Genomic DNA, 1,392 nt, shown 5'->3' with positions numbered 1-1,392 from the left:
AATGGTTCTGACGCCGAATTTGATGCGGACGGTTTTCGTTCTCAACTGGAGGTCTTTTTAAATTTGCCTTTCAGCCTATCAGCCTCCCTTTTTTTAATCAGCGAGGGAACTTTTGAATTTAATCACTTTTTATCCTGTCCCGATTTGAACGATGATTTAGCCCAAAAACAATTTGCTGCCCTGGTTTATCAGGGGAGGATTGCTGAGGCCCTGAATTCCAATCAGGGGTACTTAACCGGTCCCCATCAGGGCTTAATGAATGGAACTCATTTTCTCCTCCTGCCTTTAACCATACCGTCCGAGATTGTGGGAATGCTTTTGATCTCCACTGACCGGCCAATCAAATATTGGGAACCTGGTTTGTTACAGCTTAGCCTGCTTCAAGCCCGTCAATTAGCCTTTTCCATCAGTCAAAAGGCCTTCTCCCGACGTTTAAACAACAATCAAGCCTTGCTGCGGCAGAAAATATCCGAGCGCACTCAGAGCTTGGCCCAGTCTCAGAGGGAGCTAAAAACGGTCTTGGATTCCATCAGAACGGGAATCGTCATCATTGACCAGGAAACACATCGAATTATCGATGCCAATAAAACAGCCTTGGAAATGATGGGCCGCCCCAAGGAAGGCATTTTAAATTCTTCTTGTCATTCTTTCTGTCTGCTGGAAAATGAAAAATGTCCTATCGGATCGGATTTAAAAGCCGGGCTGGAGCATTCCGAAACCCTGCTGCCCCAATCCAACGGAACATCAATCCCGATTCTTAAATCGGCGGTTCCTGTGATCTTAGGGGGTCGAATCTGCTTGATCGAGAGTTTTATTGATCTTTCGGAACGTAAGCAATTGGAAAAACAATTTTATCAATCTCAGAAAATGGAAGCCATCGGAAGGTTGGCCGGCGGAGTGGCCCATGATTTCAATAACCTGTTGATGGCCATCATGGGCTATTGTGATCTGGCCTTGACCGGGATGGAAAAAGAGGCCCCTGCTCATCACTTCGTTGAAGAAATCAACAAAGCGGCAGATAGGGCCGCATCACTGACCCGACAGTTATTAGCCCTCAGTCGAAGGCAGGTCCTTCAACCCTCGGTGCTCGACTTGAATTCCGTCCTCTCCGATATCAAAAAAATGCTCCTTCGTATTATGGGGGAGGATATCGAATTGGATACCCGATTTGATCAGGACTTGGGGTATGTTAAAGCCGACAAAGGACAGATCGAGCAGGTTATCATGAATTTGACCGTCAATGCCCGGGATGCCATGCCCAAGGGAGGCATAATCCTCTTTGAAACGTCCAATTGCGACCTGGAATTCCTCTCCCAGGACTCTCACCCGGTAGTCTCCCCTGGGTCCTATGTCGTCCTGACGGTCAGCGACACCGGAGAGGGAATGGATAAG

The 1,392-nt window shown here is 47.6% G+C and carries 1 protein-coding gene; it reads left to right on the top strand.

The genetic code is table 11. The annotated features are described in order from the left end of the window. The coding region (locus tag ACYC56_RS14850) for a two-component system sensor histidine kinase NtrB (RefSeq protein ID WP_461374950.1) at positions 1–1,392 on the top strand (1,392 nt) is incomplete at both ends.

Source organism: Candidatus Aquicultor sp. (assembly GCF_054640775.1).
Note: the sequence above shows the minus strand (reverse complement) of the source record. Positions and strands in the feature narration are given on the sequence as shown.